This is a genomic window from Hymenobacter fastidiosus (assembly GCF_039539565.1).
Taxonomy (GTDB): Bacteria; Bacteroidota; Bacteroidia; order Cytophagales; family Hymenobacteraceae; genus Hymenobacter; species Hymenobacter fastidiosus.
Window position 1 is genome coordinate 115,117 of record NZ_BAABDJ010000007.1, and the last position, 26,384, is coordinate 141,500.

24 protein-coding genes are annotated in these 26,384 nt (G+C 57.6%); 12 read left to right on the forward strand and 12 right to left on the reverse strand.

The genetic code is table 11. From position 1 onward, the window contains the following. Window positions 1-216 precede the first annotated feature (216 nt). Window positions 217-1,251: a ferrochelatase gene (gene hemH / locus ABD833_RS05445; protein ID WP_345071495.1), complete on the forward strand. Its 1,035-nt coding sequence runs from the start codon at window positions 217-219 to the stop codon at window positions 1,249-1,251. Window positions 1,252-1,345: 94 nt separating this feature from the next. Here hemH and ABD833_RS05450 read toward each other — a convergent pair whose 3' ends face one another. Both ABD833_RS05450 and ABD833_RS05455 read right to left on the reverse strand, forming a co-directional pair. Next, window positions 1,346-1,870 (reverse strand): PRC-barrel domain-containing protein, encoded by a 525-nt coding sequence (locus ABD833_RS05450; protein WP_345071497.1) that lies wholly within the window; start codon window positions 1,868-1,870, stop codon window positions 1,346-1,348. Window positions 1,871-1,913: 43 nt separating this feature from the next. Further along, complete coding sequence (locus tag ABD833_RS05455; protein WP_345071499.1) at window positions 1,914-2,579, reverse strand: hypothetical protein; 666 nt, start codon at window positions 2,577-2,579, stop codon at window positions 1,914-1,916. Between the two features lie 474 nt (window positions 2,580-3,053). Here ABD833_RS05455 and ABD833_RS05460 point away from each other — a divergent pair, with 474 nt between their 5' ends. Both ABD833_RS05460 and ABD833_RS05465 read left to right on the forward strand, forming a co-directional pair. Continuing rightward, window positions 3,054-4,205: an HlyD family secretion protein gene (locus ABD833_RS05460; RefSeq protein WP_345071501.1), complete on the forward strand. Its 1,152-nt coding sequence runs from the start codon at window positions 3,054-3,056 to the stop codon at window positions 4,203-4,205. A 69-nt stretch (window positions 4,206-4,274) separates the two neighbouring features. Continuing rightward, window positions 4,275-6,479, forward strand: a complete 2,205-nt coding sequence (locus ABD833_RS05465) for a peptidase domain-containing ABC transporter (RefSeq protein WP_345071502.1) — start codon at window positions 4,275-4,277, stop codon at window positions 6,477-6,479. Window positions 6,480-6,577: 98 nt separating this feature from the next. Here the strand turns inward: ABD833_RS05465 and ABD833_RS05470 are convergent, their stop codons facing one another. Both ABD833_RS05470 and glmM read right to left on the reverse strand, forming a co-directional pair. Beyond that, entirely contained in the window at window positions 6,578-7,762 is a 1,185-nt protein-coding gene (locus ABD833_RS05470; protein ID WP_345071503.1) for a cysteine desulfurase family protein, read from the reverse strand. Window positions 7,763-7,923: 161 nt separating this feature from the next. Next, window positions 7,924-9,312 carry a phosphoglucosamine mutase gene (gene glmM, locus ABD833_RS05475; protein WP_345071504.1) on the reverse strand — a complete coding sequence of 463 codons (1,389 nt, stop codon included), beginning with the start codon at window positions 9,310-9,312 and terminating at the stop codon, window positions 7,924-7,926. 182 nt (window positions 9,313-9,494) lie between these two features. Between glmM and mazG the strand changes: the two genes are divergently transcribed. From mazG to ABD833_RS05520, 9 genes are all read left to right on the forward strand, one after another. Then, window positions 9,495-10,340 carry a nucleoside triphosphate pyrophosphohydrolase gene (gene mazG / locus ABD833_RS05480; protein ID WP_345071505.1) on the forward strand — a complete coding sequence of 282 codons (846 nt, stop codon included), beginning with the start codon at window positions 9,495-9,497 and terminating at the stop codon, window positions 10,338-10,340. 262 nt (window positions 10,341-10,602) lie between these two features. Next, window positions 10,603-11,472: a MotA/TolQ/ExbB proton channel family protein gene (locus tag ABD833_RS05485; protein ID WP_425553572.1), complete on the forward strand. Its 870-nt coding sequence runs from the start codon at window positions 10,603-10,605 to the stop codon at window positions 11,470-11,472. A gap of 68 nt (window positions 11,473-11,540) precedes the next feature. Then, entirely contained in the window at window positions 11,541-12,164 is a 624-nt protein-coding gene (locus tag ABD833_RS05490; RefSeq protein WP_345071507.1) for an ExbD/TolR family protein, read from the forward strand. 12 nt (window positions 12,165-12,176) lie between these two features. Continuing rightward, entirely contained in the window at window positions 12,177-12,704 is a 528-nt protein-coding gene (locus tag ABD833_RS05495) for an ExbD/TolR family protein (protein WP_345071509.1), read from the forward strand. Continuing rightward, a complete protein-coding gene (locus ABD833_RS05500) occupies window positions 12,701-13,525 on the forward strand; it encodes an energy transducer TonB (protein WP_345071510.1) in 825 nt (274 codons plus the stop codon). Before ABD833_RS05495 ends, ABD833_RS05500 begins: the two co-directional genes overlap by 4 nt. A 217-nt stretch (window positions 13,526-13,742) precedes the next feature. After that, window positions 13,743-14,576, forward strand: coding sequence for an energy transducer TonB (locus ABD833_RS05505; RefSeq protein ID WP_345071511.1), 834 nt, complete (start codon window positions 13,743-13,745; stop codon window positions 14,574-14,576). 219 nt (window positions 14,577-14,795) lie between these two features. Further along, on the forward strand, window positions 14,796-15,050 hold the full coding sequence (locus ABD833_RS05510) for a hypothetical protein (RefSeq protein ID WP_345071512.1): 255 nt from the start codon (window positions 14,796-14,798) through the stop codon (window positions 15,048-15,050). A 25-nt stretch (window positions 15,051-15,075) separates the two neighbouring features. Continuing rightward, window positions 15,076-15,993, forward strand: a complete 918-nt coding sequence (locus ABD833_RS05515) for a PstS family phosphate ABC transporter substrate-binding protein (protein WP_345071514.1) — start codon at window positions 15,076-15,078, stop codon at window positions 15,991-15,993. 48 nt (window positions 15,994-16,041) lie between these two features. Beyond that, window positions 16,042-17,676 (forward strand): tetratricopeptide repeat protein, encoded by a 1,635-nt coding sequence (locus tag ABD833_RS05520; RefSeq protein ID WP_345071516.1) that lies wholly within the window; start codon window positions 16,042-16,044, stop codon window positions 17,674-17,676. A gap of 67 nt (window positions 17,677-17,743) precedes the next feature. Here ABD833_RS05520 and ABD833_RS05525 read toward each other — a convergent pair whose 3' ends face one another. From ABD833_RS05525 to ABD833_RS05560, 8 genes are all read right to left on the reverse strand, one after another. Further along, entirely contained in the window at window positions 17,744-18,799 is a 1,056-nt protein-coding gene (locus tag ABD833_RS05525; RefSeq protein ID WP_345072000.1) for an RluA family pseudouridine synthase, read from the reverse strand. Window positions 18,800-18,892: 93 nt separating this feature from the next. After that, window positions 18,893-19,513 carry an OmpH/Skp family outer membrane protein gene (locus ABD833_RS05530; RefSeq protein WP_345071517.1) on the reverse strand — a complete coding sequence of 207 codons (621 nt, stop codon included), beginning with the start codon at window positions 19,511-19,513 and terminating at the stop codon, window positions 18,893-18,895. 50 nt (window positions 19,514-19,563) lie between these two features. After that, window positions 19,564-20,235, reverse strand: coding sequence for an OmpH/Skp family outer membrane protein (locus ABD833_RS05535; RefSeq protein WP_345071518.1), 672 nt, complete (start codon window positions 20,233-20,235; stop codon window positions 19,564-19,566). A 45-nt stretch (window positions 20,236-20,280) separates the two neighbouring features. Next, window positions 20,281-22,755, reverse strand: coding sequence for an outer membrane protein assembly factor BamA (gene bamA / locus ABD833_RS05540; RefSeq protein WP_425553574.1), 2,475 nt, complete (start codon window positions 22,753-22,755; stop codon window positions 20,281-20,283). A 51-nt stretch (window positions 22,756-22,806) separates the two neighbouring features. Continuing rightward, window positions 22,807-23,553, reverse strand: coding sequence for an undecaprenyl pyrophosphate synthase (gene uppS / locus ABD833_RS05545; RefSeq protein ID WP_345071521.1), 747 nt, complete (start codon window positions 23,551-23,553; stop codon window positions 22,807-22,809). A 70-nt stretch (window positions 23,554-23,623) separates the two neighbouring features. Next, a complete protein-coding gene (gene porG, locus ABD833_RS05550; RefSeq protein WP_345071523.1) occupies window positions 23,624-24,376 on the reverse strand; it encodes a type IX secretion system protein PorG in 753 nt (250 codons plus the stop codon). A gap of 42 nt (window positions 24,377-24,418) precedes the next feature. Beyond that, window positions 24,419-25,333 carry a DUF6089 family protein gene (locus ABD833_RS05555; RefSeq protein WP_345071524.1) on the reverse strand — a complete coding sequence of 305 codons (915 nt, stop codon included), beginning with the start codon at window positions 25,331-25,333 and terminating at the stop codon, window positions 24,419-24,421. A gap of 129 nt (window positions 25,334-25,462) precedes the next feature. Next, window positions 25,463-26,356, reverse strand: a complete 894-nt coding sequence (locus tag ABD833_RS05560) for an NAD kinase (protein ID WP_345071526.1) — start codon at window positions 26,354-26,356, stop codon at window positions 25,463-25,465. Between the last annotated feature and the right edge of the window lie 28 nt (window positions 26,357-26,384).

The window sequence follows — 26,384 nt, forward strand, 5'->3', positions numbered from 1 at the left end:
GGGGGGTTTGCTAATCAGGGCGCAAAGGTACGGCTTTATGCCCGGTTAGGCAGCATGGGCTGATAAATAGATGATTACAAGTCAAGTCGTTGGGCCGGACGCCCCGTAACCGGCCGGTACCCAAGGGGGCTTTTCACTTTTAGTCTGCAAAATGCCCGCCTCGCCGCAAACACTAGGGCGCTACCTTTGTCTTTCACGGTCGACTCTTCATTTTCTATGCCTGCTCCTGCTTCCTCCCGCCGCCGTATCGGCGTATTGCTCGTCAACCTCGGCACGCCCGACTCGCCCCAGACCAGCGACGTGCGCCGCTACCTGAACGAATTTCTGACCGATGGCCGCGTAATTGACATTCCGGCGGCCGTGCGGTATCCGCTGTTTCAGGGAATCGTAGTTCCGCTCCGCGCGCCCAAATCGGCCAAAATCTACCAGCAGCTCTGGACCGAACGTGGGTCACCGCTGCTCTACCACGGCCTGGACCTGCAGACTAAAGTGCAGGAGCAGCTCGGGCCGGAGTACGTGGTGGCTTTCGGGATGCGTTACCAGAACCCCGGCGTCGAGAAGGCGCTGCAGGAGCTGCGCGACGCGGCCGTGGAGCGGATTATCGTGCTGCCGCTGTTTCCGCAGTACGCGGCGGCCAGCACGGGCTCGGTACAGGAGAAAGTGATGGAAATCGTGAGTAAGTGGTGGGTGGTGCCCAGCATCAGCTTTATCAGCACCTTCACCGACGACCCCGGATTTATCGGTACTATCGTGGCACTGGGCAAGGAAGAAATGGCCCGGCACCAGTACGACCACATCGTATTCAGCTACCACGGCATTCCGGAGCGGCACATCCTCAAGGGCAGCCACAACGGCTACTGCAAGCTGGGCAGCTGCTGCGACACCTACAACGAAAACAACCGCTACTGCTACCGTGCCCAGTGTTTCGAGACATCCCGTCTGGTGGCCGCCGGCCTTGGTCTCACACCCGAGCAGTACACGGTTTCCTTCCAGAGCCGGCTGGGTCGCGACCCGTGGCTGAAGCCCTACACGGATATTGCCCTGAAGGATTTTCCGGCCAAAGGAATCAAAAATGTGCTGGCGTTCAGTCCCGCTTTCGTCGCCGACTGCCTGGAAACGACCATCGAGGTTGGCGCCGAGTTCAAGGAGCTGTTTGAGGAGCATGGCGGAGAGCATTGGCAGCTGGTGCCCTCGCTGAACTCCCACCCGCAGTGGGTCCAGGCCGTGACGGAGATGCTAAAGCGCAACTAACGGACGCCCTGGCTTCCGGCAGCCCCATCACTGGGCCCGCCGGAAGCCATCAACCAGGGCATACTAGCTGGCCGACATGGCGCGTGAAACGACGCTAGCTCCCCTCACCGGGGTAGTCCCGACGCCGGACGGCATTCAGCTCACCGGCACGGCGCGATTGGTAAAAGCGCTGCTCATTGTACGGATCCTGATCATAGAAGCTGCCGGCACCGGCCTCGGGCAAGGGCAATTGTAACGAGCGAAGCATGGCCTCCTCATACTCCCGGGTAATCTGGATTTCGATGTAGGGCGGATAGTCCAGCACCGATTCTTTGGTCAGCGACGTCACGAAAACATTGTCGCCTTCCTCATCCAACGCGGCCACGCCGATGGGCAGCAGGATATGCCGCTCGTGCTCGTTCACCTGCAGCGCCGAATCAAGCTCGATGTCGAGGTAGCGCACCTTCAGGGCCTGGGCGTCGACAATCAGCTCGAAGACTTCGCCGAATTTTTTGCCGTCGCCGCCGCGTACCGACCAGCCCCGCACGTCGGAGCTCCGGTCGGCCACTTCAAACTCGGTCAGGTCGCGCAAACGGCGCAGATGCAGGCCGTCGGCCGGGGGTATAGCGGTAGTTTCCATGTAAGGCGGGTAATTGCGGTTCTATCTTATCTGACTGAGGAACTTAGGCAGCGGGCTCGCTGATGGCGCGCACCACTGCCGCGGCCTTGGTAAAAAAGGCTTGCAGCGGCGCCTGATCGGCGGCGGTCTGGCGTCCCGACAGCTGGCGGGCCTGCTCCGTCAGCTCACTTACCGGTTCTTCCAGGTCAGGATACGCTTTTTGCTGCATAGCCTGCATCAGGGCCGTAACGGCTATCAGGCCGGGTTTCAGACTGGCATTGGCTTCGTCGAGCCGGCTGATGGCGCTGGTCAGGTCGTTGCGCTTCTCGCTGACCGCCGGGTCGCGCAGGTCGGAGCGGTCGGCCAGATCCGCTAGGGTGGCACTGAGCAGGCGCAGGCCCCGCCGGCCGTAGTCCGGGGCCGTAGCTTCGGCAGTCGCGAAACTGGTTAGCTCATCGGCGGTAGCGGGCGCTTCTTCGGCAGCCATGTCGGCTATGGCGGCACGGCCGGAGCCGTCGGCGGGCGGCGGGGTGGCGCGGGCAATAGCTTCAGTCTCCGCTTCGGAAACGGGGGTACTGGTACTGGTAGCCGGCGTAGCCGGGGCCACCGGCGCGCCGGTATCGGAACGCAGAAAGTAGTAGGCAATAAGGCCCAGTACTGCCAGCGCCAGCAGTACGAGCAGCCAGGGGCTGGGGGAAGATTTTTTGCGCTGGATGTTAATTTCGGCCATGCGAACAGATTGGTTTTAGCGAAGCTGCCGTCGGCGTCGACGGCTTAGGATGGAAGAATACTACGCATTCCGCACGAGTTGGTAGGTATCGCCAGCTGCCGCGCCAGTGATTTCAAGCGGATTATACTGATGGAGTTTCCCAGCCCGCAATCCATTTACGGGCAGTCAGAGCCCGCACCCCACCGGAGTTGGGGTAGCTGTTTATCCGGGGCCGGGCTGGCTGGCCTAGCTCCTGCTTGAATCCTGCCATTTATTTATTGTACTATGAAGTATCAATGCTTTGCTTAATGAATATCAATCCCATTATCTTGCACGACTCTTGCAAATCGTTTTAATAACGATTTAGTAACAATAAGGTAGTCTGCCATTGCCGCGGGTTAATATTCGCACCAGCTTTCCAGCGCCTGCCAGCTCGTAAAATTATGTTCTGCCCCTACCCTGCTATCTGCGGGTTGCCACCGTTTATCTGCCTCTATGGCCAACTCCTACCCTCAGTTCGACCCCACTCGCTACAACCACCTGGCCACGCTTTCTTACCGCAGCAAGGCAGTATACGCGGCGGCAATGCTGGGCATCATTACCCTGTTGCTTGCTCTGCCCTTCGTACACGTCAACGTGTCGGCGCAGGCCCCGGGGATGCTGCGGCCCCTGTCTGAGAAAACCGAAGTCCGCTCACTGGTAGGGGGCACCATCACGCGGCTGCTGGTGCGCGAAAATCAGCAGGTGCAGGCCGGCGACACGCTGTTGGTACTGCAGTCGGGGGCAATGCAGGCCCAGCAGGCGGTGAATGCGCGCCAGCAGGCCGAGCACGCCGCCTTCGCCCAGGACCTGACGTGGCTGGTGCAGCACCTGACGCCCCCGGCCGGGGGCCTGCGCACCCCGCTTTGCGGGCAGCAGGCCGCGCAGTACCGCACCCAGCAGCAGCAGCTCGACAACCAGCTCCAGAAAAGTGCCCGCGACGTGGCCACCAGCCAGGCCCTGTTTCACGACAAGGTAATTGCCCGCGTGGAGCTGGAAGACAAGCTCTTTGCCCACCGCAAGCGGCTCGACGAGGCCCGGGTGCTCACCGAAACCCAGCGCAGCCAGTGGCAGGCCGACCTGGCCGCGCACCGCGCCGCCCTGGCCGAGCTGCGCGGCCAGCAGCAGCAGCTCCGCCTGGAGCGCCGCCTCTACTGTCTGCGGGCCCCCGTCACGGGTACCGTGCAGCAGCTGGCGGGCAAGTACGTAGGCAGCACCGTGCAGAGCGGGGAGCTGCTGGGCACCCTCTCCCCCGACGGCGACCTGCTGGCCGAATGCTACGTGTCGCCGAAGGACATTGGCTTTGTGCGCGTGGGTATGCCGGCCCGCTTCCAGGTCGATGCCTTCGACTACAACCAGTGGGGCCTGGTGGAAGGCCAGGTCACCGACGTGTCGCGCGACTTCGTGCTGATCGAGCAGGAACCCGTTTTCAAGGTACGCTGCCGCCTGAGCCGCCCGTTTCTGCAGCTCGGCAACGGCTACCGCGGCACACTGCGCAAGAGCATGAGGGTGCACGCACGGTTCCTGCTGGCCCGCCGCAGCCTCTGGCAGCTGCTCTTCGACAAAGCCGACAACTGGCTAAACCCTAACCAGAACGGCGTCGGGTAACTTTCTGCTCTTCCTTTTACCGACCCGCTCCTACCGCCCGGTTCCGGCCGGGGGCCTTATTCTATCCGCATGAGTCTGAGTACTTCCATCCGCCAACGCGACGCGACCGACTGCGGCGCAGCCTGCCTGGCCTCGGTAGCAGCACACTTTGGTTTGCTGCTGCCGCTGGCCCGCGTCCGACAGCACACGCCCGTCACGGCCCACGGCACCGATATGCCCCAGATGCTGCAGGCCGCCGCCAAGCTGGGCCTGGAAGCCCGCGGGGTGCAGAGCGACCTGGAGCATCTGGCCGGCGTACCCCTGCCCGCCATTGCGCCCATCGTGCTCGACCCGGCAGATTCCGTGACCCGCTACGTCGTTCTCTACCGCGTGGGCAAACGGCGCGTCACCTACCTCGACCCCGCGGACGGCAAGCGCCACCATCTGCGCCGCGCTGACTTTCCCCACTACTGGACCGGGGAGCTGCTACTGCTGCGCCCCGATACCTCCTTCGAGCCCGGCAACCACAAAAAATCGGTGCTGGGGCGGTTCTGGGAGCTGGTGCAGCCCCACGGGTCCATCATCACCCAGGCCCTGGTGGGCTCGGTGCTGTACACGGTACTGGGCCTGGCCATGTCGATCTTCGTGCAGAAAATCGTGGACCACGTGCTGGTGGACGGCAACCGCAACCTGCTGAATCTGCTGGGCCTGGGCATGGTGGTGCTGCTGTTCTTCCAGGTGTTTCTGGGCACCATGAAAAGCCTGTTTGCGCTCCAGACCGGGCAGCAGATCGATGCCCGCCTCACCCTGGGCTACTACAACCACCTGCTACGCCTGCCCCAGACGTTTTTCGATTCGATGCGGGTCGGTGAAATCATTTCCCGCCTCGACAGCGGCATCAAAATCCGGGCTTTCGTGAATGAAACGGCCCTGAACCTGCTGGTGAACCTGTTCATCGTGGTGCTGTCGTTCGGGCTCATGTTTACCTACTACTGGAAGCTGGCCGCGCTGATGTCCATCATCCTACCCCTGTACGCGGGCATCTACTGGGTGCAGAACCGCCTGAACCGCCGCTCCCAGCGCCGCCTGATGGAGCAGACTGCCGAGCTGGATGCCCAGCTGGTGGAGTCGGTAACGGGCATGGGAACGGTAAAGCGGCTGGGCATGGAAAGCTTTGCCAGTGAGCGAACCGAAGCCCGCTTTATGGGTCTGATGCGGGCGGTGGCTGTCTCCGGGCGGCAGGGCATCCTGAGCAACGCCGCTACCGAGTTCGTGTCGCAGCTGTTCCGCATCGGGCTGCTGTGGGTGGGTTCCTACTTCGTACTTGCCCACGAGCTCACGCCCGGCGAGCTGTTGTCCTTCTACGCCATTGTGGGCTACTTCACCGGCCCCGCCACGGCCCTGATGGGCGCTAACAAGTCGGTACAGGACGCGCTGATTGCCGCCGACCGCATGTTCGAGATTATCGACCTGGAAGCCGAGAGCCAGGACCAGAAAACGGAGCTTACGCCCGCCCTGGTCGGCGACGTGGTGCTGCACGACGTCGCGTTTGCTTACCACCCCGGCCTGCCGGTGCTGCGCGGGCTGAGCCTGCGGGTACAGCGCAGCTCCATCACGGGCATCGTGGGCGAAAGCGGGGCCGGCAAAACTACCCTGCTCTCGCTGCTGCAGGGCCTGTACCCGCTGGATTCGGGTAGTATCACCATCGGCGGGCTCGACGTGCGCCACCTGCACTTGGGCAGCCTGCGCCGGGTGGTGGGCATCGTACCCCAGCAGATTGACCTGTTTTCGGGTTCCATTGCCGACAACATCACCATCGGCGACCCGCAGCCCGATATGGCGCGCGTTATCACCCTGTGTCGGCAGCTGGGCGTGCTGGAGTTCGTCGAGCAGCTGCCCCACGGCTTTGCGACGGCGCTGGGTGAGCGGGGCGCCGGCCTCTCGGGCGGGCAGAAACAGCGGCTGGCTCTGGTCCGCGCCCTGTACCGTGACCCCGAAATCCTGATTCTGGACGAAGCCACTTCCGCCATGGATGCCGCCGCCGAGCAATATGTGCACGATACGCTGCTGCAGCTACGGGCCGCCGGCAAAACCATCATCATTATTGCCCACCGCCTGAGCACCGTGGCCCACGCCGACAAGATTGTGGTGCTGGCGGCCGGACAGGTGCAGGAAGAAGGAGCCCACGCCCAGCTCCTGCACGACGGCGGGGCCTACGCCGGACTGTGGAAGCAGCTCATGCCCGGCTCGGCCCCCGTGATACCGGTACCGTCCCAGGAAGTCGCGACGCTGTAAGCCGGCATGCCGCCAGCAAACGGGCCGCTCCGCCGCAACTGTTCAGCCGATGACTGAGCTGGTTGCGACGGAGCGGCCCGTTTGCGCGGCCGCGTTGCTTACGCCGTTACCTTGCGGTACATTCTGGCCAGCTGCTCCACCGCGAAATCAACTTCGGCTTCAGTGTTGTACTTGCTCATCGAGAAGCGGATGGCCCCCCGGCCCGGGTCGCAGCCCAGGGCCGTCAGTACGTGGGAGCCGGCATTGGCCCCGCTGCTGCAGGCCGAGCCGCCCGACACCGATACATGGTTGATGTCGAGGTTGAAAAGCAGCATCTCGTTCATCTCCGACGGCGGCAGGCTCACGTTCAGCACCGTGTACAGGCTCTCCTCAGTCAGCGCCGAGCAGCCGTTGAAGGCGACGTCTTCAATTTCTGCCGTCAGGCGCGTAATAAACCGGTCTTTCAATCCCTGCACGTAGCGGTGGTGGTCGGCCATATGACTGCTGGCAATTTCCAGCGCCTTAGCCAACCCCACGATACCATACACATTCTCAGTACCGGCCCGCACGTTCCGCTCCTGCGCCCCACCATAAATCAACGGCTCGGCCTGCACCCCCGAACGGCGGTACAGGAAGCCTACCCCTTTCGGGCCGTGGAATTTGTGGGCCGAGCCCACCAGGAAATGAACTTTCAGCTGCTGTAAGTCGAGCTGGTAATGGCCCATCGTCTGCACCGTATCGGTGTGGAAGATGGCATCGTGGCGCTGGCAGATGTCGCCAATGGTCTGGATATCGTTGAGGTTGCCGATTTCATTGTTGGCGTGCATCAGGCTCACGAAGGAGCGTGGGTGGGCGCCCAGCAGCTCGTCCAGATGCGCCATGTTCAGACGACCTTGCTCATCATGGCGCACGTAGCTCAGCCGGATTTCCCCGCTCTTTTCCAGGGCCTGCAGCGCGTGCAGCACCGCGTGATGCTCCAGGGGCGAAGTAACAGCGTGCTTCAGGCCCAGGGTGCGGATGCTGCCGAAGGCGGCGTAGTTATCGGCCTCCGTGCCGCCCGAGGTGAAGGAAATTTCGGCGGGAGAGGCATTCACCAGGTGGGCAATGGTTTTGCGCGCATTCTCAATGGCGGCCCGCACCTTCCGGCCATGGCCATGAATGCTGCTCGGATTGCCAAAGTGCTCCCGCATGAACGGCAGCATCGCCTCCAGTACTTCCGGGTCCAGCGGCGTGGTGGCGGCATTATCGAAGTAGGCGGCCGTAGGAGCGGCTGCCGAAGCGGGCGAATCGGGGGTAGAAAGCATACCGGGCGGTTTGGGAATGAAGCACCGCAAGCGGCACGGCACAAAAATAAAGGATTCCGGCGGGCCTGCCGGAACCCTTTGAAATACTGCGCAAAAACAGACTTGCTGAGGCCTCGCTGCCCCCCGGTATTCCGGCGACCCGCACTGCCTGCGCCGGATATCTAGGCGGAAATAATTTCCTTGATATCAGCAATGATCTTGTTGGCCAGATGGTCGGCCGTGGCATTCGAGTCCGACTCGGCATAGATGCGGATAATGGGCTCCGTGTTCGACTTGCGCAGGTGCACCCACTCTTTGTCAAACTCAATCTTTACCCCGTCGATGGTATTGACCGGCTGCTTGGCGTAGCGTTCCTCCATCTTGCGGAGCACCAGATCCGTGTCGATTTCCGGGGTCAGCTCAATCTTGTTCTTGGAGATGAAGTAGCTCGGGTACGAAGCCCGCAGGCGCGTCATAGTCAGGCCGGTTTTGGCCAGGTGGCTCAGGAAAAGCGCGATGCCGACCAGCGAGTCGCGACCGTAGTGCAGCTCGGGGTAGATAATCCCGCCGTTGCCTTCGCCGCCAATCACGGCGTTGGTTTCCTTCATTTTGGTCACCACGTTCACCTCGCCTACCGCCGCCGCCGCGTACTGCCCGCCCGCTTTTTCGGTCACGTCGCGCAGGGCCCGGGTGCTGCTCAGGTTGCTCACCGTGTTGCCGCCGCCATTTTGCTGCAGCACGTAGTCGGCCACGGCCACCAGCGTGTATTCTTCGCCGAACATGGAGCCGTCCTCGTTCACCAGCGCCAGGCGGTCTACGTCGGGGTCGACCACGATGCCCAGGTTGAAAGAGCCTTTTTCCATCGTTTTGGCAATTTCACGCAGGTTTTCGGGCAGCGGCTCGGGGTTGTGGGCGAAGTCGCCGGTGGGCTCGCAGAACAGCTTTTCGATGGTTTCCACGCCCAGCGCGGCCAGCAGCATCGGCACCGCGAAGCCCCCGCAGGAGTTCACCGCATCGACCACCACCCGGAAATTTTTAGCCTTAATGGCCGCCACGTCCACCAGCGGCAACGCCAGAATGGCGTCGATGTGCTGCTGCAAAAAAGTGTCGTCGGTTGAATACTGCCCCAGCTTGGTGACCGGGGCGAAGTCGAAGGCTTCCGTGTCGCCGAGGTGCAGCACCTGCTGGCCATCCTTGTCTGAGATGAACTCCCCCTTATCATTCAGCAGCTTGAGCGCATTCCACTGCTTGGGGTTGTGCGAAGCCGTCAGGATGATACCGCCCCCGGCTTTTTTGGCTGGCACCGCCATTTCTACGGTCGGGGTGGTGCTCAGGCCGAGGTCAATAACATGGATGCCCAGCCCCTGCAGCGTAGCGGCGACCAGCTTGCTAACCATCTCGCCCGAAATGCGGGCGTCGCGGCCGATAATGATGGTGTTGTTTTGGGTTGTGTTCAGTACCCAGGTACCAAAGGCCGCCGCGTACTTTACTATATCAAGCGGAGTCAGACCCTCGCCGGCCGCGCCGCCGATGGTCCCCCGGATGCCGGAAATCGATTTAATCAGTGCCACAGGCTATGTCTGGTTTGAGTCAGCAAAAGTAGAGAAACCCGCCTGCTTTCCCTACGAAACTATTAACGCCCGCGCCGTAGCTGGCCCGTACGCCGGAGTTAGCGGAGCGCCAAAAACCACGCTACAACCATCGCCCGGGCGGCGGGAGTGCCACAAGAGCCCCAGCGCCGTATATTTGGCTAATGGAACTGCCCCCCCTCACGCCCGACCGCCGCCCCGAACAGCTGGCCGCTTTCGGCCGCCTGCTCGACATCCTGGACCGCCTGCGGGCGGAATGCCCCTGGGACCGCCAGCAAACGATGCAAAGCCTGCGCCACCTGACGATCGAGGAAACCTACGAACTCTCCGACGCCATCCTGCGGGACGACCTGCCAGACGTCAAAAAGGAGCTTGGCGACGTGATGCTCCACCTCACCTTCTACGCTAAAATAGCGGCCGAAACCAACCAGTTCGATATCGCCGACGTACTGAATGCCCAGTGCGAAAAACTCATCTTTCGTCACCCCCACATCTACGGCGATGTTGTGGTAACCAATGAAGACGAGGTGAAGCGCAACTGGGAGCAGCTTAAACTTCGGGAAAAAGGGAATTCTTCCGTGCTGGGCGGAGTTCCTGTTGCTTTACCCGCGCTGGTGAAGGCCATGCGCATCCAGGAAAAGGCCCGGGGAGCGGGTTTCGACTGGGAGCGGCAGGAGCAGGTGTGGGAAAAAGTGCAGGAGGAACTGGCCGAGTTCGGCGAAGAATTCGCCAACGCCGATCCGGTCAGGCTAAATCAGGAGCGAGCGACAGACGAGTTCGGTGACCTGCTGTTTTCCCTGATCAACTTCGCCCGCTTCGCTAATATCAACCCCGAAGAGGCTTTGGAACGAACCAACCGAAAATTCATCCAGCGCTTTCAGTTTTTGGAAACCGAGGCGGCCCGCGATGGTCATCGTCTCGCCGACTTAGACCTGGCCCAGATGGATGTTTATTGGGAGCGGGCCAAAAAAGCGCCCCCTTCAGAGCCAGTAAATCCACCACAGAAATAGCCTTTTTTTGAGTTGCAAGCCGCTTTAAAGCGTTTAAACGCATTTTTCATTTGGCAGCGCGTTGCTTTTTATTTAGGTTTGTCAAGGATAGCCCGAATTCGCAAAGGGCCCCGCGCACGAGCAGACCCACGATTTCCGCCGCCTTCGGGCACGGAGCGTGCGGGTGAGCGGGGCCGCCGCCGTCTTCAAGGATCCCCCCGCAGTTGTTCACTTTTTTACCTGCTTACTTCACCCTTCACCAACCCACTAATTCTCCGGAACAATGGAACAAAAGAATGCCCTGAACAAGAACGTGCGGCCCGCCGCTCCTGCCGCACCCCAAGGTGAGGCAAAAGGTGGGTCAGCGTTTGCTGCCATCGTGATTCCCCTCGCATTTGTTGTCTCAGTTATAGTTTACCTTTTTGTATTCGGTAACGGCAGCAACTTCCAGGGCGGCGACAGCGCAAACCACCCATTGCCCGGTAACTGGCTCGGTATCGTATTCAAAGGTGGCCCGGTCGTGCCTGTGCTGCTCACCATGTTCCTGCTCGTGTTCACGTTCTCGATTGAGCGTTTCCTGACCATCGGTCGGGCCAAAGGCACCAAGAGCATCGAAACTTTCGTGCGCACTATCCGCCAGAAGCTGAACGTCAACGACATCACCGGAGCTATTGCCGCCTGCGACCAGCAGAAGGGTTCGGTAGCCAACGTGGTGAAAGCCGGCCTGGGCAAATACCAGGAGATGGCCCGCGAGCGGGGCCTGGAGAAAGACCAGAAGATCCTGGCCATCCAGAAAGAAATCGAAGAATCGACGGCGCTGGAGCTGCCAATGCTCGAGAAAAACCTCGTTATCCTCTCCACGCTGGCTTCTGTCGCCACGCTGGTGGGCCTGTTGGGTACAGTATTCGGCATGATCAAGGCCTTCGCCGCGCTGGCTCAAGGCGGTGCTCCCGATGCAGTAGGTCTGGCCAACGGTATCTCGGAAGCGCTGATCAACACGGCTCTGGGTATCGGGACGTCGGCTCTGGCCATCGTGGCCTACAACTTCTTCACCAGCAAAATTGACGAGCTGACGTACAGCATCGACGAGGCTGGTTTCAGCATCATTCAGACCTTCGCGGCTCAGCACGGCGAAAAAGAGCACGCCGCTTAGTCGCGCTTTAGCGCACTACAGCTTAGTTTCTCCCGTTTCTGAATCATCGCTAATCAACCACGTCAGCAATGCCCAAAGTAAAGCCCCATAGAACGTCCCCTTCGCTGGATATGACCCCGATGGTGGACCTGGCATTCCTGCTGGTGACGTTCTTTATGCTCACTACCAAGTTTGCTCCCGAGGAAGCAGTGGTAGTGGACACGCCCTCATCGACTTCTGAACTACGCCTGCCCGAGAGCCACGTGATTACCATCGCCGTGGACAAGGATAAGCGCGTATTCTTCGGAATGGATGATGCCAAACCGAAGCTGGCGATGTTGTCGCGAGTCGGAGCCAAATATGGTGTCACCTTCACGGCGGACCAGGCGAAGACTTTCTCCGGCCTGTCCAGCTTTGGCGTTCCGGTGCAGCAACTGCCCGACTTCCTGAGCCGCGACACCGAGCAGCGTAAAAACATCAAGCAGCCCGGCATTCCCGCCGACTCGCTTAACAATCAGTTTATCGATTGGGTGGTAGAAGCGCAGGCCGCTAGTCGTAAAGAGTTTGGTAAGCCTGCCTATATCGCCATCAAGGGCGATGGTAGCGCGGACGTCCCGACGGTGAAGAGAATCATCAAACTGCTGCAGGAAAAGAACATTAACCGTTTCAACCTCATTACTGACTTGGAAGCCAAGCCAGTAGCTGGTCGATAACCCCGCAGAGCTATGTCAGAGGTACAACAACAAGACAAAGGCGGTCAAAAAGGCGGTAAGAAGAGAGCCAAGAAAATGTCGACCAAAATCGACATGACTCCCATGGTGGATCTGGCTTTCCTGCTCCTCACCTTTTTCATGCTGACCACCACGTTCAGCAAACCCACCGTCATGCAGATGACGATGCCGGTGAAGCCGAAAGCAGATGATCCGCCGCAGGAACTGCCGGCCTCCAATGCTTTCACCATCCTGATGGATGAAAACAACAAAATCTACTATTACGAAGGCCTGCTGAAAGAAGGCGAGCCAACGCCCGAACTGGTGCAGACCAGCTACGCGGCCGATGGCATCCGTAAAGTTTTGTTGGAGCGTAAGCGCCGGGACCCCAAAACGGTGGTGCTGATTAAGCCGGCCGATAAGTCCAATTACAAAAACATGGTTGATATCCTCGACGAGATGAACATCACCGACCAGAAAAAGTACGCGCTGGTGGACATCTCGAAGGCGGATACCGACCTCATAACTACTTCTGGCAAATGATGGATAACACGCAACTGGCGCGTGCATCGTTCGATGACATCGTTTTTGAAGGCCGCAACAAGGCCTACGGAGCGTATGTTCTCCGGCGTTTGTACGGCAGCCACGTTACGCGGGCCCTTCTCATTGCAGTCGCCATCTTCGCCATCTTCGTCAGCTTCCCGCTTATTGCGCGGATGTTTGGCGGTGATGAAATCAAGAAGGATGACAAGATGCTGAAGGTGAACGAGCTGATGGAGGCTCCGCCGCTGGACGAAACCAAACCCCCACCGCCCCCGCCCCCACCGGAGGCACCACCACCGCCGCCACCAAAGCTCTCCACCATCAAATTCACGCCGCCGGTAGTGAAGAAGGACGAGGAAATCAAAAAGGTGGAAGAAATTCCCGACCAGGAAGAGCTGCAGGAAAAGGTAGTGGCTACGGCCACGGTAGTCGGTAATACCGATAACCCTAACCTGGAAGGTCTGGAAGGTAAGGGTAACGAAGTGGTAGCAGAGGTAGTTGAGAACAAGGTGTATACCTACGTGGAGCAGATGCCGGTATTCCCCGGCGGACAGGAAGCATTGCTCAGGTACATTGCCCAGAACATCAAGTACCCCGCTCTGGCCCTGCGCAATCAGGTAGAGGGCAAGGTATTTATCGCCTTCGTAGTTGGCCCCGACGGGCAGGTTTCGGATGTGAAGGTGCAAAAAGGCATTGGCGCAGGTTGCGACGAAGAAGCCGCCCGCGTTATCAAGAAGCTCCCAACGTTTGCTCCCGGCAAGCAGAACGGACGGTCGGTAAGCGTTTCTTACACGGTACCGGTAACCTTCGCTATTCGCTAAGCTTTCTGGTTTTCCAGTGCTGGAATTCACAAAAAACCTCAAATCGGTCTTCGGACTGGTTTGAGGTTTTTTTGTGGTGCACTACCCGGGCAGGCATACTATGGTGGAACCAGCGGGCGTTTTGCGCCTGAAAGCCAGGTGGGAAGGGGTAGTAGTGCGAGATGGGGCTTGGATAGTTTGGGTCAGCAATCATCTTTCACCCTATAGTCCTTATCCCATGAACAGCCTGCAACTAACTACCGCTTCGCTCAACGACATCGTCTTCGAGGGGCGCAACCAATCTTACGGCGCGTATGTATTGCGCCGGATCTACAACCGCCATCTGATTACCGGGCTCACTATTTCCGTGCTGCTGGGCTTGGTACTGGTTGGAATTCCTATCGTGGTCCAACAGCTGTGGCCCGCGGTAATTGTGGCTCCCGCGCCGGTAGTACTGCCACCAGTTATTGATCTGATGCCAGACCCAACCAGGATCTTGGAACCAACCCGGTCAGTTGAGCCCGTTCGGGTGCAACCAGTAACCATCACTCCGGCTGTCATCAGCATTGCAACCACTATTGTCAAAGATGACCTGTTAAAACCTCAGCCGGCTCAACCCACCGAGAGCCCGGTTGAAATGGAGCCTGGGGCTCTCCGCGGCCCTGGTCCTGCCACTGGTTCTGGTACGGATGCCGGGGCCGGGTCGGCTGGTACAACTACTCTTGATTCAGGCTCTACCAGTACGCCCCCTGCCAACGCTCCATTCGTGCATGTTGAGGTGATGCCGGAATTTGCCGGGGGAATTGGGGCGCTACGGCAGTATATGCAGCGCAATTTGCGGTATCCCCGGCAGGCCTTAGCTGGCGCGGTATCGGGCAAAGTCTTTGTCGCTTTCACCGTACAGGCCAGTGGGGCAATTTCGGATGTGCAGGTCCTGAAAGGGCTGGGCTACGGTACCGATGAAGAAGCCCTGCGCGTAGTGAAAGCTATGCCCGCCTGGACTCCCGGTCGGCAGAACAGCCATCCGGTTTCGGTACGCTACACGCTGCCGATTACTTTTAGCTATCAGTAGTTCGCGTAGCCTGAAATACGTTAGCAGCAGTATATTTGCCAAACTTGGTGTGTTGAAGTCAGAAATCAGCCGGTTAAGCAACTACCGGCTGATTTCTGGCTTTTTTCGTGGCCTGTTCTCCTGGTACTCCTTGCCCGTCCCGGCATCAAAACGAACAATCTCCCCAGGGTTTTGCGTTAGAGCCTTGATTCGTTGCTTTACTAACCCTTTTTCTTTGGTATGCTAAACCGTCCTACAACGGATGAGCGTTTGGGCAAATCCCCGCAGCGTCTGGTGCCTTACTTTTTGCTGGTAATGGCCGTCATCTACATGGGTCTGGGAGTTTTTCTCTGGGCAGCTTCCGGAATAATTGCCCTGCCGGTGGGTACCAGGCGAATTCTGGGCACTGTTTTCTTGTTTTACGGAATCATTAGATTTGTCCGGACCTACGGCCAGCATTTCAAACGCAAACCAACCCACGATGACAAGCACTAAGGCGGGAAAAATAGCAACGTGGGCAATGGCAGCTTTGCTGCTGCCGGGCTGCAACAGCGGCGGCCCTGGTGCGGCCGAAACCGATACGACAACCAGCGGCCGGATCAGCATCAGCGTCGATGAGACTTTTGCGCCAATCGTAACCTCACAGGTCGATACGTTTCAGAAGCTTTACCAGGGGGCTAAAATCCAGGCGGCCTACAAGCCGGAGCAGGCTGTAATCCAGGACCTGCTCGATAACAAGGCCCGCGTTATTGTAGTCGCCCGGCAGCTTACTCCGGCCGAGAAAGCCGAATTTGACCGCATCAAGCTGGTGCCAACCACCATCAAGCTGGCCACCGATGGGCTGGCCATTATCGTTCATCCCAGCAACCCGGATTCGCTGCTGACGCTGGCTCAGCTGCGCGACATTTTCACGGGCAAGACCTCTACCTGGAGTCAGGTGAGCGGAAAAAAGAAGCTCAACGGGATTAATGTAGTCTTTGATGCCAGCCGTTCCAGCACGGCCCGCTACGCGCAGGATTCCGTCACGCGGGGCGTTCCGTTGACTCAGCGCGTATTTGCGGCCAAATCGAACCCTGCCCTGCTCGATTACGTTGCTACACATCCCAGCGCTATTGGGATTGTGGGGGCCAACTGGATTAGTGACCGGGATGACGCGGCCGTACAGAGCTTCCTAAAGAAGGTGCGCGTCGTTGGTATCAGTACCAGCCCAAATCCTCAGAAGCCCGACGACTACGTCCAGCCCTACCAGGCATATATGGCCCTGAAGACTTACCCGTTGCGCCGCGATGTGTATATTATCAGCCGGGAGGCCCGGGCCGGTCTTGGCACCGGTTTTGCATCCTTCGCCGCAGGCAACAAAGGCCAGCTTATTGTGCTTAAGTCTGGCCTGGTCCCTGCCGTTGGCCAGACGCGCATTATCACCACCAATAAGCTCTAGCCTTCTCCTTTAACTTTCCACCCGCTTTTTTCACCAAACCTTTCGCTCATGAAATTCAAGCCCTGGAAGCTCTCGCTCCTCGCTGCCTTGTCTGTTTCCGGCTCTGCCGCTTTCGCTCAAAACGCATCAAGTGCTCAAAAATCAATTGAATTAGAGCGCTACAACGAAGCCCGCACGGCTTTGCTGAAGCAGGGCTCGGCTGCCGATGCTTCGTTTGAGCTAGGCCGTTTGTATCAGAAGCGCGCCATGCCGGATTCGGCCGCCTATTATTTCAACCGGGTCCCCCTGAACCCAAAGGATGCCATGTCATTGGTTTCGGCGGGCCGGGCGGCACTGGCCCAAGGCAAAACGGCCGAAGCTGAAATTCACTTCGACAATGCGGCCAAGCTCACTAAGAGCAAAGACGCCAAGGTTCTGACCATGATAGTCCAGGCGTACGCCGAGTCGGACGTGAAGGATATCACCAAGGCCCTAAGCTACGTTGAGGCGGCGCAGAAGGCTAATAAAGGCAAGGACGATCCGGCCCTGATGATTGCCCGCGGCGACATCTACCTCAAGCAGGAAACCGGTGGTGGCGAAGCTATGTCGAGCTACGAGCGGGCCTCGCTGGCCAACCCTAACGACGCCCTGGCTTACTACCGCAAAGGTCAGCTCAACGTCCGGTCGCGCAACTATAACGATGCCCGGACGGCGTTTGAGAAAACCCTGAGCCTTGATCCGAGCTATGCTCCGGCCCAGCGCGACCTGGCTGAGATGTACTTCTACGTAGGCAAGTACGACGATGCCCTTTCCGGCTTCCAGAAGTATATGGCTGGCGCCGAGAAGACGCCCGATACCGATGCCAAATACGCGTCGTTCCTGTTCCTGACCAAGAAATATTCGGAGGCGCTGGTAGAAATCGATAAAGTTCTGGCCCGTGACCCCGCTAACCTGACCATGAACCGTCTGCGAGCCTACTCGCTGTACGAAACCGAGAAGAATGACGAGGCCTTGGTAGCCATGGACAAATTCATGAAACTGGCCCCGGCGGGCAAGGTTCTGAAGGAAGACAACGTCTACTATGCCAAGATGCTTTCGAAATCGGGCAAGGGTGGGCAAGGCATTACAATGCTGGAAAAAGCATTGGCCGCTGACCCCACTAATGCTGACCTGCGCAAAGACCTCGCCCAGGCTTATGTAGCACAGAAAGATTACCCCAACGCTATCAGAGAGTACCGCTTACGCATCAAAAACGGCAACGGTGATCTGGCCGACAACGTGCTGCTGGCCCGGGCTTACGAGATGAACAAGCAGTATCCCCAGGCTGATAGCCTCTATAACGTAGTGTTGGTGGCCCGTCCGACCTACGTACCCGGCTACATGATGCGGGCGCACGTTAATGCCTATCTCGATCCTACTTCCAAGCAGGGTACGGCTAAGCCCTACTACGAGAAGTATATTGAAGTGGCAACTGCCAATGACCCGGCCAAGTACAAGGATGGGTTGATTGAGGCGAACAACTACCTCGGCTCGTACTACTTGTTCACCAAGAGCGATAAGAGCGCGGCTCTGCCTTACTACCAGCAGGTACTGGCTCTTGATCCAGGTAACAAGGATGCCAAGCTTGCCGTGAACGAAATAACCGGCAAGAATAAGGCGGCTGCCAAGGCCCCGGCCAGGAAAGCTCCGGCTAAGAAAAAGTAAGGCTCTGCGCTTTACCAAAAAGCCCCGTTACGGTTGTAACGGGGCTTTTTACGTTTATCTGGGTTAGCTATTTCCCCGCCGCGGCGTACTTTTCCCATAGCTCCAGCACGGTTGCGAAGTCGGTAGGCAGTTCCACCTCGAAGTGCATTGCAGCGCTGGTATGAGGATGTACGAAGCCGAGCGACTTCGCGTGCAATGCCTGGCGGGGCATCACCCGAAAAGCATTTTCGACAAAGTCGCGGTAGGCCCCGGTGCGCTGCCCGTAAAGCACTTTATTGCCCCCGTACGTAGCATCGGAAAAAAGCGGATGACCAATATGCTTCATATGGACCCGGATCTGGTGGGTACGGCCCGTTTCGAGGTTACACTGCACCAGGGAGACGTGCTGGAAAGTCTGTAGTACTTTGTAGTGCGTCACGGCGTGCTTCCCCTGGTCGCCTTCCGGAAACACGGCTTGCACCTTGCGGTCTTTGATGCTGCGGCCGATATGGCCCGTAATGACGCCTTGGCTTTCCTTGGGAATACCCCAGACCAGCGCCAGATAGGTACGCTCGATGGTATGGTGAAAAAACTGCTGAGACAGATGCGTCATGGCCCATTCGGTTTTACCAATGACCAGCAGCCCGGAGGTATCCTTATCGATGCGATGTACGAGGCCCGGCCGGATCTCGCCGTTGCGTCCCGTGGGCAGGTGGTTCAGGTGATGCGTCAGGCCATTCACCAGCGTGCCGTGCCAGTTACCAAAGGCCGGATGAACTACCAAGCCCGCCGGCTTATTCACCATCAGCAACGACTCATCCTCATAGCGGATATCGAGGTCCATCGGCTCGGGTAGCACCCGAAAATCGATGGGGGGCTCAGGCAGCGTGATGGTAATAACGTCGAAGGGCTTGATGCGGTAATTCGACTTGACCGATTTCTCGTTCACCTGAACTGCTTCGGCCTCAATAGCATTCTGAATCTTGGTACGGGACGTGTGGCCCAGCCGGCGCAGCAGAAACTTATCGATGCGCAGCAGCTCCTGCTTACGGTCGACTACAATGCGGTGATGCTCGTAAAGCTCGTCGCCTTCGCCCTCTTCTTCGGGTAGCTCAAGGTTGGGCAAATCCTGTTCTTCTTCCATTTCCGTCATGCGGGTGGCAGTTGGGTACAAGGGTAAAATAAGAAAGCCGGAGCTCAGGGCCCCGGCTTTGCTCACTGGAAAAGCGCGTGGCGCTTATTTTTTGGTTTTGGTCTTGGTCTTGGTCGAAGCAGGCACCACCGGAGTAGCGGTGGCGGCGGGAGTGGCTACCTTGGCAGCGGCAGCAGCCCCCGGGGTAACCCCCATTTTCTTCAGCACCAGGTCTGAGATGTCGCCTTCCTTCGGGCCGTGCAACAGCACCGGGCTGGCCCCGTCCGAGTTCAGCACGTAGGTATAGCCATTTTCCTCGGCTACTACGTCAATCGTCTTCTGGAGCTTATCCAGGGCCGGCTTCAGCAGCGTCTGCTGCTTCTGCTGCAACGACTGGTCAGCACTGCGCTGAAACTCCTGAATAGAGGTCTGCAGACCGGTCAACTCTTTCTCCTTGTCGGCGCGCACTACCTCGGTCATTGTGGAAGCGCCCTTCTGGTAGGCTTCCGCTTTAGCCTGGTAGTCGCTGTACTTGCTTTTCAACTGGGCTTCGAGCTGCGAGCTATAGGCTTTCAGGTCAGACTCGATCTGCTTACTTTCTGGCATCTGGCTCAGCACATATTCTACGCTGGTGTAGCCAATTTTCAACGGAGCTTGCGCCAGGGCCGCAGAAGAGGACGCAAGAGTGAAAACGGCCGCAATCAGGGCAAGACGGAATTTGTTCATGGTAATCATTCAGGGAAAAGAGTCAGAGAGTTAGAGTTGCGGAAGCAAAGTTACTTTTTTCCAGCGGCCGGACGCTGTCCGGGCCGGGTGGCGGGTTTACGGGGAGCCGGAGCTTCATCCGGCTCCAGGTCTCCCCCGGGGGTAGTTGGTTTGGTCACGGTCCGGACGGCGCCTTTCTGAGCCGGTTGGTTTTGATCTTCGGAGGCCAAGCCCAGTTCCTCCATCACGAATTCCGTGTAATCATGAATCGGGTTGGTATACAGCATGGTCAGATCACCGGACTTGTCGAAAATAATGCCCAGCTGTTTTTTCTTGGCCACCTTCTCAACCGCTTCAAATACCTGATCCTGCACGGGCTTGGTCAGCTCCTGGCGTTTCTTGAACAGCTGGCCTTCATAGCCAAAAATCTTGTTTTGATAGGCCTTGACGTCCTGCTCCTTCTTGAGAATTTCGTCCTGGCGCTTTTTTTTCATGGGCTCCGTCAGCAGTACCTCTTCCGACTGGTAGGTGCGGTAGAGCTTGTCGAGGTCCTTCTTCTGGCTTTCAATTTCCTTTTGCCAGGTGCCCGAAAGCGTATTGAGTTCCTGCTGGGCCTGGGCGTAGGCCGGCATTTTGCCCATGATGAACTCCGAATCGACGTAGCCAAACTTCTGGGCCAGCGTGGCGGGAGCCGCGGCGAGCAGGCCCAAGGCTACCGACAGCAGGCAGAACAGTTTTTTCATAGCCCTTGAGGGAGACGTGAGAATTGACGGCTGACCGCCGGAATACTAGCGAATCTGCTGCCCAATGATGAAGTGAAATATTCCTTTCTGCTGAGCAGTCTGCCCCGGAGCATACACATCGACTTTGTCGAAGCCGTAGCCGTAGTCGAAGCCAAGCAAACCGAACGCCGACATGAAAATCCGGGCCCCGACTCCGGCCGAGCGGTAAAGTTTGTACGGATTGTATTGCTTGTACTGGTCAAAGGCATTGCCGGCTTCCGCAAAGCCCAGCACGTAGACCGTAGCCGCCGGATTGAGCGAAACCGGATAACGCATTTCCAGCACGTACTTATTGAAGACAACGCCGCCGCTCGAATTTGGGTTCTGAATAGCAGTAGGGGTATTCGGATCTTCGTAGCCCCGCAGACCAACAAACTCAGTGCCGACCAGGAAGTTGGCTGCGCCACCAAATCCCAGACCCGAGCCACCCAGTTTGAAGCGTTCAAACGGACCGATTGGGCGGCTGGAGTTGTAAGTGCCAATGAAACCAAAGTGCGCCCGGGTATTCAGTACCAGCTTGCCCACTACGGGCGTAAACCACGAAGCATCAAACATCCATTTATGGAATTCAATCCACTCGTTCACGTTCGGGTGAGCTCCTTTAAATACCGAATACGGGGGCGTCAGGTTAACGCTCAGCGCCAGCGATGAGCCCCGGCGCGTATACGTCGGATTGTCGATGCTATTGCGCGACAACGTAGTGTTGAAGGTGATATTGTTGGCGTTGCCGTTACTGAAATTCGTGAAGCCGGGATAGTTGTTCAGTTCATACTGGCTAATCGACAGCGAGTTGCTCAGCGTGAAATAGTCGTCCGGTACGCGCAAACGGCGGCCCAGACCAACGGTAGCACTGTTTACCTTAATGGACTGGTCGTTGTTGGCGTCGAAGTTGCTGCCAACGCGCTGAATGCTCCGGTTTAGGCTAACGGATAAGGAGTTGGGCTTGCGGCCACCGAGCCAGGGCTCGGTAAAAGAGAAAGAGTAGGCCTGGTACTGGGTACCATTGGCCTGTACGTTCAGCGCGAGGCGCTGGCCATCTCCGGCGGGCACGGGCGTCCAGTTGCGGAAGTTACTGGCTTTGCGCAGGGAGAAGTTGTTGAATACCAGACCCACCGTGCCGATAAAGCCCGCGAAGCCACCCCAGCCGCCCGAAAGGGTGATCTGATCCGACGGTTTTTCGACCACCGTATAATTGATGTCTACCGTACCCTCAGCCTGGTTGGGCACTGGGTTCATCCCAATTTTCTCCGGGTCAAAATAGCCCAGGGTGGCAATCTGCCGCTGCGAACGGATCAGCAGCTCGCGGTTGAATTTGTCGCCGGGCAGCGTTTGCAATTCCCGCCGAAGCACGTGGTCGCTCGTCTTGGTGTTGCCGGCAATGTTGATTTCTTTGATCCGGGCCTGTACGCCTTCTGAGATACGCATCTCAATGTCGATAGAATCGCCTTCCACTTTCGTTTCGACCGGGTCAATGCCGAAGAACAGGTAGCCGTCGTTCATGTAGAGCGACGTCACGTCCTGACCGGTCGGGTTGTAATTCAGGCGTTTATCCAGGGTTTCTTTGCTGTACACACTGCCTTCCTTGATGCCCAGCACCGACGATAAGGTGCGGTTATCATAAAGGTAGTTGCCGCTCCAGGTGATGTGGCGGAAGTAATATTTCGGCCCTTCATCCATTTTAATCGTCAATGCCAGACCATCATCTTCCCGCACCAGCGTATCGGAGACGACAGCAGCATCGCGGTAGCCCTCGCCATTATAAAAGTCGATAAGCTTCTTCTTGTCTTCCTCAAATTCCGTCTTCTGAAATTTGCCCGCCGTTAGAATATTGTAGGACTTGCGCTCCTTGGTTTTCTTCATCTTCCCCTTGAGTTTGCGGTCGGAGAAGGCCGTATTGCCCTCGAACTCAATGGCCCGGATACGGACTTTCTCGCCTTTGTCCACATTGATATTCAACACCACGCTGTTCGACAGGCTTGAATCCGGCATCTGGGTAATGGTGGCCTTGGCATCCAGAAACCCCTTGTTGGTATAGAATTTCCGGACCTGGGCGCGGGTACTATTCAACAGCGCATCGGTTACTACCTTCCCCCGGATTAGCTTGATTTTGTTCTTCAGGTCATCTGCCTGGCTTTTGCTGATGCCGGTAAACTCGAATTTCGACAGGCGAGGCCGCTCCGTAAGGTTGAAGTCCAGAAAGATGCTGGACCCTTCAGTCCGGGCGATAGATACGCTCACATCCCCCAGAATGCCTTGTTCCCAAAGTCGGCGGATGGCTTTGCCAATCTCTTCGCCGGGAACGGTGATTGGATCGCCGATTTTCAGCCCCGTTAACCCAATCAGGGTATTCGTATCTAAGTAGCGGGCCCCACTGACGGTAATTCCCCCTAATGTGTACCGCTGGGGTTCACCCGCTGTCGACGCAGCAGATGGGGTAATTTGGGCCCAGGTAGCTTCGGCCGTCAAACCAAGCATCAACATGAGCAAGGTAAGAACCCGAAAAAGCTTATTTGAGAAAGAAATCATGAAAACTTACGAAACGGTTAGCTGCTCACTGGTTTTGCCAAAGCGCCGCTCCCGGCGCTGATAGGCATGGATGGCGTCATAGAAATGCTCCCGCCGGAAATCCGGCCACAACAGATCAGTAATATAAAGTTCGGTGTAGGCCAGTTGCCAAAGCAAAAAGTTGCTGATGCGCTGTTCGCCGCTGGTACGAATCAACAACTCCGGGTCGGGCATCCCCGCCGTGGACAGGTACCGCGCAATAGTTTGCTCGTTCACCTGCTCCGGCTGAAGGTCACCCGCGGCTACCTCCCGCGCAATGCGGCCGGCGGCTTGGGTCAGGTCCCAGCGCCCGCTGTAGCTCAACGCCAGTACCAGCGTCATGCGTGTACCGGCTTTAGTCAGTTCAACAGATTCGGCCAGCTCGCGCTGGCAGGAAGGGGGTAAACTGCTGATATCCCCAATGGACTGCAGACGAACACTATTTTTGAGCAGCGTCGGGGTTTCCTGCCGAATAGTATGCACCAGCAACTGCATCAGGGCCATTACTTCGTGCTTGGGACGGGCCCAGTTTTCGGTCGAAAAGGCATAGAGCGTCAGATACTGCACTCCTACTTCCGCCGCCGCCTCCACTGTATCCCGAACCGCCGTTATGGCATTCTGGTGGCCGAAGATGCGCAGGCCACCTTTCTGCTTAGCCCACCGGCCATTACCGTCCATGATAACGGCGACGTGAGCAGGTAAATTCTGGGAGTCTATTTCGGACCGGGCGGCCATCGGGGCTTTTTGCGTAAAAGAGGCCGCAAGGTACGCAAATGGTTGCATTAAGACCTGCTACCGCTGGCTACTACCTCAATAGCTGGCTATTTTCTTTATAAGCATCCGGGCAGTGAATCTTATAGAACGTATAGGATACGCTTATGCCATTGTAGAAATACCAGTCCTGATCATGACGGTTCACGAGCACCGGCGTTTGGAGACTGGCGTGATCCAGCTCATCGGTAAACGTTTTGCGGGCCCCAGCTTCCAATCCTAAGTTCCAATGCCGGGACAGGGCCAGTTTCAGTCCAAAACCAGCCGGAACAGCAATACCCAGCATGCCACCGCGCTTGTTGAAGGCTGCTCCACCGTCTCCCACACTCTGGGTGGTAGTATTGGCATAGAATCCAGCCAGGCCGACCATCACGTAAGGCGTGAAGTGAATCTTCTCCTTCCGATTGTGGAAGTCGAAGAAATTGTATTCCAGAGCACCGGATACCTCCACTAAACGCCCCTTCATATTAGCCTGCCGAGCTGCGGAGAGCGGGGCCGTACGCCCATTTGAGTCTTTTACATTCGCGTCGTCAGCACGGAGCAACCCACCGGTAACTGCCCCACGCAACGTGATTGGGGCCGAAATATCGCGCCGATAAAACGCGGTTAGGGCGGGTCGGTTATTTTTAAACTGGTAGCTCGGGGCCAAATCACCTTTGTAAACCAGCCCGCCAATACCGATACCTACTTCGCTGGTAGACTGGGCCTGGCCCACAGCGGCAAAAAAAACACTCCCTGCTTGCACCAGGCAAACAAGGAGTGTTTTAAAGGGAAACGAATTCGTCATTAGACTAGCTGAAAGTGAAACCAGACAGCCAGCAAGGGCCGACTAGCGGAATTTTGGGCTCTTAACGCTGGGCGCCAGAATGTAATTCAGGTTTACCCCCGTAACGATGTACCAATCCTTTTCATTGCCCTTGCCCCGCATTGAGCCAGCAGCGTTGAAGTTGGTGTAAGGAGTGCTGGGAGTGATATCATCCGTGCGAGTGATGCCTTTGCCGAAGTAATACTTGGCACTGTTGGTTGCGCCCAGCTCAGTATCGCTCAGATACGTCTGGCTCACATCATCCAGATAGTCGGTAAAGGTTTTGCGCCAGCCGATTTCCAGGCCAATGTCGAAGCTGCGATTCAGCTTGTAGCGAACCCCGCCACCAAAAGGCAACGAAACCTGCGTCAGGTTGTAGGAAACACCTTCCGTTTCCAGCGACTGCAGCTTAACATACGACCCCTTATCCAAACCAGAGGGCGCATTGTTGCCGATAAGTCCTTTAGGATTGTGGTGAAACACAGCAACCCCGGCAAATACGTACGGCACGAAGTCCGGACGCTTGATATAGTTGTTGCGGTTAGCAATCAGATCGAACACCCCAACGGCAGAAAGCTCCACGATATCGTTCCGGAAGTTCATGTTGCGATGGTAGCGGAAGCGGGCATCGCCATCGGTTTTATCCGCAGCCTTGCTGTCTTCGCCGGTAATACGACCATAAGCCAGAGCGACGCGAGCCGAAACGCGGGGAGCAAAGCGGTGGGAGAAATTCACGCCAATGTTCGGGCGGGTAGCAGCAAAGCGCAGGCTGGGAATGCTGGCTTTCGGCACGATGTCGCCGAAGTAGTTCATGGCATTCAGGCTTACGCCCACCGTGTTGTACTGCTTCCGCTTGCTGAACTGCTGCGCACTCGCCTCAGTAGAGACCAGCGCAAGCGCCAGCGCCAGAGTCAAGGTGTAGGTGAAGAATTGCTTCATAGTGAGCGAAGTTTATGGATAGGCAAAGTGGAGGAACGCGGTAGATCTGTCAGGACATGGTCGCAGTCAGCAACAAAAGTAGGGGTTGCCGAGAACTTAAAAAAGGAATAGCAGAAATTCTCGATTTTTTTAGAGTGGTAGCCCGGCTGAGTTACGTCGGTCAAGACCCCAATTGAGTTTACTGCGCAAGGTACTCAGAAAGTTAACGTGGTTTAGCTTGACCAGACGGGCAGCGAACGTTTCCCGCCGCACGGCAATCTGAATTCCGGCATCGACTGGCACCGCCCGCGAATCGAGTGAGAGCAGAAAATTGTTGCTTCGGCCCTCAATCTCGAAGGAAATCACGCTGCGGTCAGAGACAATCAGTGGCCGGACGTTCAGGTTGTGCGGACATACGGGAGCAATGATGAAATTGTTGGTCTGAGGCAGCATTACGGGTCCGCCACAACTTAGCGAGTAGCCAGTTGAGCCGGTGGGAGTAGCTACAATGAGACCATCGGCCCAGTAGGAGTTCAGGTATTCGCCGTCGATGTACGTATGCACGACAATCATGGATGAAGTATCGCGCTTCAGAATCGAGAACTCATTGAGGCCAAAGTTGATACCCTCAAAAACTTCGGGGTCAGTATCGACGCGGATCAGGCTGCGTTCCTCAATAACGAAATGGCCTTTGAACAGGGCATCAAGGGCTTGGGGAATATGGTCGGGCGTAATAGTGGCCAGGAAGCCCAGGCGGCCGGTGTTGATACCCAGAATCGGGATTTGCAGGCTGCCAACGTAGGTTACGGTATCGAGCAGGGTACCATCGCCGCCAATACTGAGCACGAATTGTACCCCGCGAAGCGAGTCGCCCCGGCGAAAAGTACCGATGCCATCGGGCAAAGTCAGGCGGTTGTCAAGGTAGGTCCGGAACGACTCGACGATAAGAATTTCGGTGCGGCGGGCTACCAGATTGTCGAGCAGGGCCTGTACGAACGGCAGGGTTTCTTCGTCGAAGGGCTTCCCCAGAATGGCAATTTTCATAACAAAAGCATAATCTGCCTGTCGGGCA

What these genes read in the sequence shown, in the direction of transcription:
- hemH (WP_345071495.1), top strand. Translation starts at nt 217, where the DNA reads ATGCCTGCTCCTGCTTCCTCCCGCCGCCGTATCGGCGTATTGCTCGTC.
- ABD833_RS05450 (WP_345071497.1), bottom strand. Translation starts at nt 1,870, where the DNA reads ATGGAAACTACCGCTATACCCCCGGCCGACGGCCTGCATCTGCGCCGT.
- ABD833_RS05455 (WP_345071499.1), bottom strand. Translation starts at nt 2,579, where the DNA reads ATGGCCGAAATTAACATCCAGCGCAAAAAATCTTCCCCCAGCCCCTGG.
- ABD833_RS05460 (WP_345071501.1), top strand. Translation starts at nt 3,054, where the DNA reads ATGGCCAACTCCTACCCTCAGTTCGACCCCACTCGCTACAACCACCTG.
- ABD833_RS05465 (WP_345071502.1), top strand. Translation starts at nt 4,275, where the DNA reads ATGAGTCTGAGTACTTCCATCCGCCAACGCGACGCGACCGACTGCGGC.
- ABD833_RS05470 (WP_345071503.1), bottom strand. Translation starts at nt 7,762, where the DNA reads ATGCTTTCTACCCCCGATTCGCCCGCTTCGGCAGCCGCTCCTACGGCC.
- mazG (WP_345071505.1), top strand. Translation starts at nt 9,495, where the DNA reads ATGGAACTGCCCCCCCTCACGCCCGACCGCCGCCCCGAACAGCTGGCC.
- ABD833_RS05485 (WP_425553572.1), top strand. Translation starts at nt 10,603, where the DNA reads ATGGAACAAAAGAATGCCCTGAACAAGAACGTGCGGCCCGCCGCTCCT.
- ABD833_RS05490 (WP_345071507.1), top strand. Translation starts at nt 11,541, where the DNA reads ATGCCCAAAGTAAAGCCCCATAGAACGTCCCCTTCGCTGGATATGACC.
- ABD833_RS05495 (WP_345071509.1), top strand. Translation starts at nt 12,177, where the DNA reads ATGTCAGAGGTACAACAACAAGACAAAGGCGGTCAAAAAGGCGGTAAG.
- ABD833_RS05500 (WP_345071510.1), top strand. Translation starts at nt 12,701, where the DNA reads ATGATGGATAACACGCAACTGGCGCGTGCATCGTTCGATGACATCGTT.
- ABD833_RS05505 (WP_345071511.1), top strand. Translation starts at nt 13,743, where the DNA reads ATGAACAGCCTGCAACTAACTACCGCTTCGCTCAACGACATCGTCTTC.
- ABD833_RS05510 (WP_345071512.1), top strand. Translation starts at nt 14,796, where the DNA reads ATGCTAAACCGTCCTACAACGGATGAGCGTTTGGGCAAATCCCCGCAG.
- ABD833_RS05515 (WP_345071514.1), top strand. Translation starts at nt 15,076, where the DNA reads ATGGCAGCTTTGCTGCTGCCGGGCTGCAACAGCGGCGGCCCTGGTGCG.
- ABD833_RS05520 (WP_345071516.1), top strand. Translation starts at nt 16,042, where the DNA reads ATGAAATTCAAGCCCTGGAAGCTCTCGCTCCTCGCTGCCTTGTCTGTT.
- ABD833_RS05525 (WP_345072000.1), bottom strand. Translation starts at nt 18,799, where the DNA reads ATGGAAGAAGAACAGGATTTGCCCAACCTTGAGCTACCCGAAGAAGAG.
- ABD833_RS05530 (WP_345071517.1), bottom strand. Translation starts at nt 19,513, where the DNA reads ATGAACAAATTCCGTCTTGCCCTGATTGCGGCCGTTTTCACTCTTGCG.
- ABD833_RS05535 (WP_345071518.1), bottom strand. Translation starts at nt 20,235, where the DNA reads ATGAAAAAACTGTTCTGCCTGCTGTCGGTAGCCTTGGGCCTGCTCGCC.
- bamA (WP_425553574.1), bottom strand. Translation starts at nt 22,755, where the DNA reads ATGTTGATGCTTGGTTTGACGGCCGAAGCTACCTGGGCCCAAATTACC.
- uppS (WP_345071521.1), bottom strand. Translation starts at nt 23,553, where the DNA reads ATGGCCGCCCGGTCCGAAATAGACTCCCAGAATTTACCTGCTCACGTC.
- porG (WP_345071523.1), bottom strand. Translation starts at nt 24,376, where the DNA reads ATGACGAATTCGTTTCCCTTTAAAACACTCCTTGTTTGCCTGGTGCAA.
- ABD833_RS05555 (WP_345071524.1), bottom strand. Translation starts at nt 25,333, where the DNA reads ATGAAGCAATTCTTCACCTACACCTTGACTCTGGCGCTGGCGCTTGCG.
- ABD833_RS05560 (WP_345071526.1), bottom strand. Translation starts at nt 26,356, where the DNA reads ATGAAAATTGCCATTCTGGGGAAGCCCTTCGACGAAGAAACCCTGCCG.